The sequence below is a fragment of the Frankia nepalensis genome (genome assembly GCF_016786325.1).
GTDB lineage: Bacteria > Actinomycetota > Actinomycetes > Frankiales > Frankiaceae > Pseudofrankia > Pseudofrankia nepalensis.
Window position 1 is genome coordinate 21,867 of record NZ_JADWYU010000215.1, and the last position, 6,757, is coordinate 28,623.

Genomic DNA, 6,757 nt, shown 5'->3' on the forward strand with positions numbered 1-6,757 from the left:
ACCTGGGCGCCGATCCGCGCGGCCGAAGAGCCATCAGACACGCCCTGGGCCGCCTTCGCCGGACCGCCACGAGGCCACGGGGCACCCGACGCCCGAATCTGGAGCCCGCCGTTGCGAACCGACCGATGACCGCGGCCCACGACGCCCCCGCGCCCGGCGTCGGGGGGCCGCGGCCGCGGGTGGTCCTCGCCGACGACGCCGTCTTCGTCCGGGAGGCGGTCGCGGGGCTGCTCGAGCGGTCCGGGTTCGACGTCGTCGCCCAGGTGGGCGACCCGGTGAGCCTGCTGGCCGCGGTGCGCGGCCTGCGCCCCGAGGTCGCGGTCGTCGACATCCGGATGCCGCCGACCCACCGGCTGGAGGGCCTGGAGGCCGCGCTGGCGCTGCGCCGCGACCACCCGGACGTCGGCGTGCTCCTGCTCTCCCAGTATCTCGAGGCGCACTACCTGCCCGCGCTGTTCGGCGCCATGGCCGGCCCGGCGACCGACGCGGCGGCGGCCCGCGTGCCGGGCGCCGCCGGATCGGAGCCCGCCGGCCTGGAGGCCGCCAGAACGGGGCGTGCCGGCGTCGGTTACCTGCTCAAGGAGCGGATCGGCGGCGCGGCGGTCTTCGCGGACGCCGTCCGGCGCGTCGCCGCCGGCGGCCGCGTGCTCGACCCGGAGGTCGTCGCGGCGCTGCTCGACGGCCGCCGGCGCCGCGACGTGCTCGCCGCCCTGTCCGCGCGCGAACGCGAGGTGCTCGCCCTGATGGCCGAGGGCCGGTCGAACAGGTCGATCGGCGACAAGCTGGTACTCACCCCCCGCACCGTCGAGTCGCATATCCGCAGCATCTTCACTCGCCTGGGCCTGGAGCCGGAGCCCGACGACAACCGCCGGGTGCTCGCGGTCCTCATCTACCTGCGCGGCGGAGGCCGCTGACCACTCGCGGGGCGAAGACCGCCGATCCGGCCGAGCGGCCAGCCCGACCCGGGGCGGGACGCGTTGTCGGCGGCCCCCCGCGTGGCCGCGGCCCCGCCGACAACGACGCCCACCTCCGGCGCCGGCTTCCGAGTGGGACCCGGCGTACGGCGGGTGGGCGCCGTGCCTTCGTCGCCCACCCGCCTGACCACTGTCGCGCGTCCGGGCGGGCCGGGCATCCGGGCTACCACCGATTTGTCGGCGAAAGGCGCCGCCGTCGGCTGACGCCGCGCCAGGCGGGGCCCCGACGGCGCCGGTCGCTTACCCCGGCCGCGTCGGCGTCGTTCGGCGGCCCGGCCCGGCGGGTGGCCCGCCGCGCGTCGCCCGGGCCGTCGGCGGCTGTGCCACCCGCTCGGGCCATCTCACGCGGCCCGGGACGGCCCGAGGCGCCGCCTGCTCGGGCCATCTCGCGGCCTGGGCCGGCGCTGGGGACGGCCCAGGGGCTGGTTGGCGGAAGGTGCCCGGGGGACTCCATCAGGTGACCGCTCGGGCCGGCCCGGCCCTCCCGACGGGGAGGGGGGAGCGGCCCGGGAAGGAGCGGTGTGGCCCGAGGAGAGGTGGTGGCCATGGGGTGGCGCGAGATCCTGGGACTGAGGGACCGCCGGCGCCGGGGCGGCGCCGGGGATGGCGGCGATCGATACCAGGAGGCCCGCCAGTTCCACGACCGTGGGTACCGGGAGGCCGCCGCCACCTATCCAGGCGACCGGGCCTATCCAGGCGACCCGCCCCACCGGGCTGACCGGATGCGCGGTCGTCTCGCGGAGCGCGAGCACAGCCGGGCCGCCCAGGGCGGCGCCGGCTACGGCGGTGACCAGCACGGGGACGGCGGTTCGCTCGTCCGCGACCCCTCGAACGGGGGTCTTCGGGGCGGCGGACCTCGGGGCCGGGGGTACCGGGACCTCGGTGGGCCGGCGCGTGAGGGTGGGCGCGCCTTCCGCGCCGGGGACGTCGACGAGTCCCCTGATCCCGGGCCGACAAGCCGCGCCGCGTTGAGCCACGGGTCCACCGGCTGGGCCGCCGGACCCGGCGGCTCACCGGACCAGGCCGCGCCCGCCGGGCCCGCGCGGACGCCCGCTGGCGAGCCGGCCGGTGGCAAGCCGGCCGCGGCCGCGGGAACCCCGGCGGGCCAGCCCGGCACCGGGGAACGGCCGGCGGCCGGCGAGGCGGCGGGAACGCGGGCGTCGGGCGAGGAAGCCGAGCTGAGCTGGCGCTTCCCGCCGCAGCAGGTGGTGGCGTCCTATGACACCCACCTGTGGGCGGCGCGGGCCGTCGACTACCTGGCCGAGCGGGGATTCCCCGTGGAACGGACCGCCATCGTCGGCCGCGGGCTGACCAGTGTGGAGACGATGGGGCGGATGTCGTGGAAGGACGCGACGCTGCGCACGCTCGGGACCGGCGCGGTGACCGGCGTCCTCGTCGGCTGGATCTTCGGCCTGCTGGACTGGGTGAACCCGTGGCGGGCGGCCTTCACCCTCGCGCTGTGGGGCCTGCTGATCGGCGCGGCCCTCGGGCTGTTCGCCGGCCTGCTGGCGCAGGCGCTGGCCGGCGGCCGACGACAGCGGGTGACCCACAGCCGTGCCTACCGCGCGGAAAGCTATGACCTGCTCGTCGACAGCGAGCTCGCGGACCGAGCCAGAAGCACGCTGGTTCTCGGTGGCTTCCCGGTCACCGGCGCCGTCCGCCGAGACGCGGTGACCACCGCCGCCGCCTCGGCCAGGGCGCGTTCGACCGGCTCGGGCGCGGCCGGCCCCGCGCCCCCGGACACGGCCGTCGAGCCGGGAACCGTCCGTCGCGACGAGCGGCCCTGACCGTCGCGTTGGAGCCGCCGTCGTCCCGGTCCGCCGGCGGAAGCCGGCATCCGCCCAGCCGCGCCCGGGCCCGGCGCGCGGAGCCCCAGACCGGCCGGGGCAGGGGCCGCGCCTCGCCACCCCTGGTGCTTTCGTCGGGACCGCGTCTTTCCGTCAGAATGATGCGATACCGTCGCACGAAGATGACCATGCCTCGCCCATGCGGGGAACACTCGGTCGGGCGGTCAGCGGCAGGGGGAAGAACTGATGGCCGACGTGCCCTCGAGCACGCCGTTCGACCCGGACGAGACGATTCTCCAGCCCGGTCCTCCGGCGTCGGGGCCGTCCGCGTCGTCCGGCGAGGCGACCACCCGCCTGCCACCCGAGCATCCGTGGGGAACGCCCGCGCCTCCGGGTGTCGACTGGTCAACCGCCCCGCCCTCGGCTCAGCAGGCGGACTGGTCGCCCGCGGCTCCGCAGGCGGACTGGTCGACGGCAACGCCTTCGGCTCCGCGGGCCGACTGGCCGTCGACGCCGCCGTCCAGTGGGAACTGGCCGTCGACGCCGCCGTCCAGTGGGAACTGGCCGTCGGCGCCGCCGTCCGGCGGGAACTGGCCGGCGGCCACCCCGCCGCCTGGCGCGGACTGGGCGACGGCCAGTCCGACGCCCACGTCCCCGCCGGTTCCGCCCGTGCCGGCACCACCGGCCTACGGGTGGACCGGCTCCGGGCCCGCGCCCTGGCAGTACCCCCCGGAGACAGGCGCCTGGACGAGCGGCCACCCGACGCAGGTCCCGGCCGACCAGGGGCAGCAGGCTCCCCAGCGGCGCCAGCCAAGGCTTGGCCGCGCCGGGTTCGTCCTGCTCGTCCTGCTGGTGTGCGTGCTGCTCGGCGCCGCCGCGACCGGCCTCACGATCCTGGTCGCTGGCGATGACGAGGGACCGACGGCCGCCGAGGCGCTGACGGCCGCGCCACCGACGCTGGCCGCGCAGCTCCCGGCCGATCCGGACGGCGCCCGGACGGTGTACGCGGTGGCCTTCTCGGACGACGGCGAGCGCCTCGCCGTCGCGGACGGCGGCAGGTCGATCGACTACAGCGGCCAGGCCGCGATCCGGCTCTGGAAGCTCGACGGCAGTGGCAGTCCCGTCGAGATCGGCCGGCAGGCGGCCTCGGGTCCTGACTGGTTCGGTGTCGCCTTCGCCCCCGACCTGAACACGGTCGCGGTGGGCGCCGTCAACACGGTCCTGCTGGACACCAGCAACCCCGCCAGGACGATCCTGCTCACCCGGCCGTTCGGTCAGCACGCGGACGTGGGCCAGGTCGCGGCCTTCTCGCCCGATGGCGAGACCCTCGCGATCGCCAATTCGGACGGGACCACGCGGCTGTGGGACGTCGCCGACCGCGCCGACCCGAAGCTCGCCGGCGAGGCGTTCGGCGGCGGAGCCAAGGCACTGGGCCTGGCCTTCTCGCCCGACGGCAAGACCCTCGCCGTGGGGGACGCGGACAGCGAGGTCCACCTCTGGGATGTCAGCGATCCCACGCACCCGACCGGCCTGGGAGACTCGCTCGACGGCCACGCCAGCGGGGTGTGGGACGTCGCGTTCTCCCCGGACGGGAAGACCCTCGCGACCGCGGGCGGGGACTCGACGGTCCGGCTCTGGGACGTCACCGACCTCGCCCGGCCCGCGCCCGTCGGCGCGCCGCTCACCGGCCCCGTGGGCGGGGTGCTGGCCGTCGGGTTCTCCCCGGATGGCACGGTTCTCGTCGGCCACGGGTCGGACAACACCGTCCATCTCTGGAACGTCACCGACCGAGCCAACGTCGTGGCGCTCGGTCAGCCTCTGCCCGATCAGTGGGGCGCCACCTTCTCCCCGGACGGCTCGACCCTCGCCACGGTCGGAACGGACAACTCCGTCCGGCTGTGGCGGCTGCGGTGACGCGGTGACGCGGTGACGCGGTGACCGCCGCCGCCCGCGAGGTCAGGCGGGCGGCGGCGCGGCGAGCAGGCAGTGCCTCGGTATGCCGGCGACGATCGCGCGGGCACCGGAACCGACGGCACCCACCGCGCCACTCCCGCGGCGGCCGGTCATGGCAGGGCTTCGGCTCGCCGCGAGCGGACCGGCCCGGCCGCCGGGCGCCAGATCGGTGACGCGACCGGGAGGTCGGTGAGCACGGCCGCCCGCAACGCGACCGCGGTCGGCCCGGGCGGGACGCCCAACTCGTCCCGCAACGCCCGTTCCAACCGCTCGAACTGGCGAAGCGCCCCCTGACGGTCTCCACGGGCGGCGTGGCGGCGCATCAACGCCAGGTGGGCCTGTTCGTCGGCTGGGTCCTCCAGCAGTAGGCGCTCCCAGTGGCCGGCCGCCCGCAGCAGCCGGGTATAGAGCAGGAACAGCCGGTCCCGGCCCGGCCACGTCCACGGCTCGTACAGGTCGTCGGGCAGCAGCGGGCCGCGGTAGAGGCTTGCCGCGTGGGCCGCCGCGGCGAGATCGACGCGGCGAGCCTCGTCGCGTGGCCCGGAGGCGTCGCGTGGCCCGGAGGTGTCCCACGGCCCCGCGATGTCCCACGGCATGGCGTCACCGGCCAGCGCCCGCCGGGCGGCGGCCTCGAAGACCTCGGCGTCCACCGCGACACGCCGGTCGGGGCACAGCGCCACCGTCTCCCCGCGCAGCACGACGCCGTCGCCGCCGCCGAGCGCGCGGCGGGCATAGTGCGCCGCCTTGTGCAGGCGCGGCGCCGCCTCGTCGACGGGCACTTCCGGCCACAGCGCGTCGAGCACCCGCTCCCGGTGCAGCCGCCGTCCCGGCGCCAGCGCCAGGAGCTTGACCAACGACATCGCCTGCCGGCGGCCCCAGGCCGCCACGGGCACCACGACCGGTTCCGACGCGGCGGGGTCCCCACTCAGCAGGACCTCGAACTCCCCGAGGAGCCGGATGTCGACCACGGGCTGGGCCCGCCGCTGGCCCGCCGGGCGGATCGGCGCGCCGCGCTCGAGCCGGCCCTGCCCGGGCGGCGCGGGCACGCTGCCGCCCGTGCCCCGCGGCCTGATGTCGCTTTCGCTGAACGGGGTAGCTGCCCGGCCCATGTCGCCTCCTTCGTCGCCCGGCGCTGAACGTGCCTGCCGGGTGCCACGCCTGTGGAGTCCCGGCCCCTTCGACGATTCCGGCCAGGGCCGCCACCCGGCCAGTACAGCTCGTGTACCTGGCCGGTCCTGTTCGCGACAGGCGCCTCGTCGGGCGGCCGCCGGCCTCGCCGGTCCCAGCCGCCCGCCGCCAGGCGTGCCCGTGCCTGGCCGCGCTTCCTGGCCGAGTTCGACGCGTTCCTGGTCTCTGGCGGGAGGCCGTCGCCAGCCACGAGGCCAACCGAGCCGTGGGCATTCTCGCCAACCAGCGGGAGAATCAACGGGGATGTTGCTGAGGCCCCGGCTGACGGCTCCGATCCGCTGCCTCCGCCTTCGAAGAGCACGACTCCGACCAGAGGCGGCCTATGGTTGCACATCGGACGAAAAGCGCAATGCGTGATACCATGCCAGGCCCCGCGGGCCGGCGGGGCGGACAAATCCATCCGCGGTGCCAGCGCGGACACGGTTGGCGCCGCGGGGTAGTAGGGTGGTGTGCGTTACCTGTTCTCCGCTGTATGAGCCGCATGCATCGTCGAACGGAACAACTGGTCGCGGGCTGACTGGCGCCCGCCCGGTGCGAGGCCGGAAGGCGATGGACGTCTGCCGGGTAAGCAGCAAGGAGAAACGCTCGTGGCGCAGGGAACCGTCAAGTGGTTCAACGCGGAGAAGGGCTTTGGCTTCATCTCCGTCGACGGTGGCGGTCCGGACGTGTTCGTCCACTTCTCGTCGATCCTCGCGGACGGCTACAAGTCCCTCGACGAGGGCCAGAACGTCCAGTTCGAGATCGTGCAGGGGCAGAAGGGCCCGCAGGCCGACAAGGTCCAGCCCTTCTAGTTCGACCCAGCTCGACCGCGGGCGCGAGCCCGCTCTAGCCACGACGGCGCGCGGCCCTGGGCCG

Annotated in this window: 6 protein-coding genes; 4 read left to right on the top strand and 2 right to left on the bottom strand. The window is 76.0% G+C overall.

The features are described 5' to 3' along the window. Positions 1–125: 125 nt before the first annotated feature. Both I6A81_RS34065 and I6A81_RS34070 read left to right on the top strand, forming a co-directional pair. Positions 126–914: a response regulator transcription factor gene (locus I6A81_RS34065; protein ID WP_203005874.1), complete on the top strand. Its 789-nt coding sequence runs from the start codon at positions 126–128 to the stop codon at positions 912–914. Positions 915–1,495: 581 nt separating this feature from the next. Further along, positions 1,496–2,761 (top strand): general stress protein, encoded by a 1,266-nt coding sequence (locus tag I6A81_RS34070; protein WP_203005873.1) that lies wholly within the window; start codon positions 1,496–1,498, stop codon positions 2,759–2,761. 425 nt (positions 2,762–3,186) lie between these two features. Here the strand turns inward: I6A81_RS34070 and I6A81_RS45865 are convergent, their stop codons facing one another. After that, complete coding sequence (locus I6A81_RS45865) at positions 3,187–3,411, bottom strand: hypothetical protein (protein ID WP_203005872.1); 225 nt, start codon at positions 3,409–3,411, stop codon at positions 3,187–3,189. Between the two features lie 19 nt (positions 3,412–3,430). Here I6A81_RS45865 and I6A81_RS34080 point away from each other — a divergent pair, with 19 nt between their 5' ends. Continuing rightward, entirely contained in the window at positions 3,431–4,675 is a 1,245-nt protein-coding gene (locus tag I6A81_RS34080; RefSeq protein WP_203005871.1) for a WD40 repeat domain-containing protein, read from the top strand. Positions 4,676–4,824: 149 nt separating this feature from the next. Here the strand turns inward: I6A81_RS34080 and I6A81_RS34085 are convergent, their stop codons facing one another. Next, entirely contained in the window at positions 4,825–5,823 is a 999-nt protein-coding gene (locus tag I6A81_RS34085; protein ID WP_203005870.1) for an AfsR/SARP family transcriptional regulator, read from the bottom strand. A 666-nt stretch (positions 5,824–6,489) separates the two neighbouring features. On the opposite strand from I6A81_RS34085, the gene I6A81_RS34090 reads away from it, so the two are divergent. Continuing rightward, positions 6,490–6,693, top strand: coding sequence for a cold-shock protein (locus I6A81_RS34090; protein ID WP_203005869.1), 204 nt, complete (start codon positions 6,490–6,492; stop codon positions 6,691–6,693). Positions 6,694–6,757: the final 64 nt, after the last annotated feature.

Excerpts from the sequence above, each read along its gene's own strand:
- I6A81_RS34085 (WP_203005870.1), bottom strand. The coding sequence starts at position 5,823 with ATGGGCCGGGCAGCTACCCCGTTCAGCGAAAGCGACATCAGGCCGCGG.
- I6A81_RS34065 (WP_203005874.1), top strand. The coding sequence starts at position 126 with ATGACCGCGGCCCACGACGCCCCCGCGCCCGGCGTCGGGGGGCCGCGG.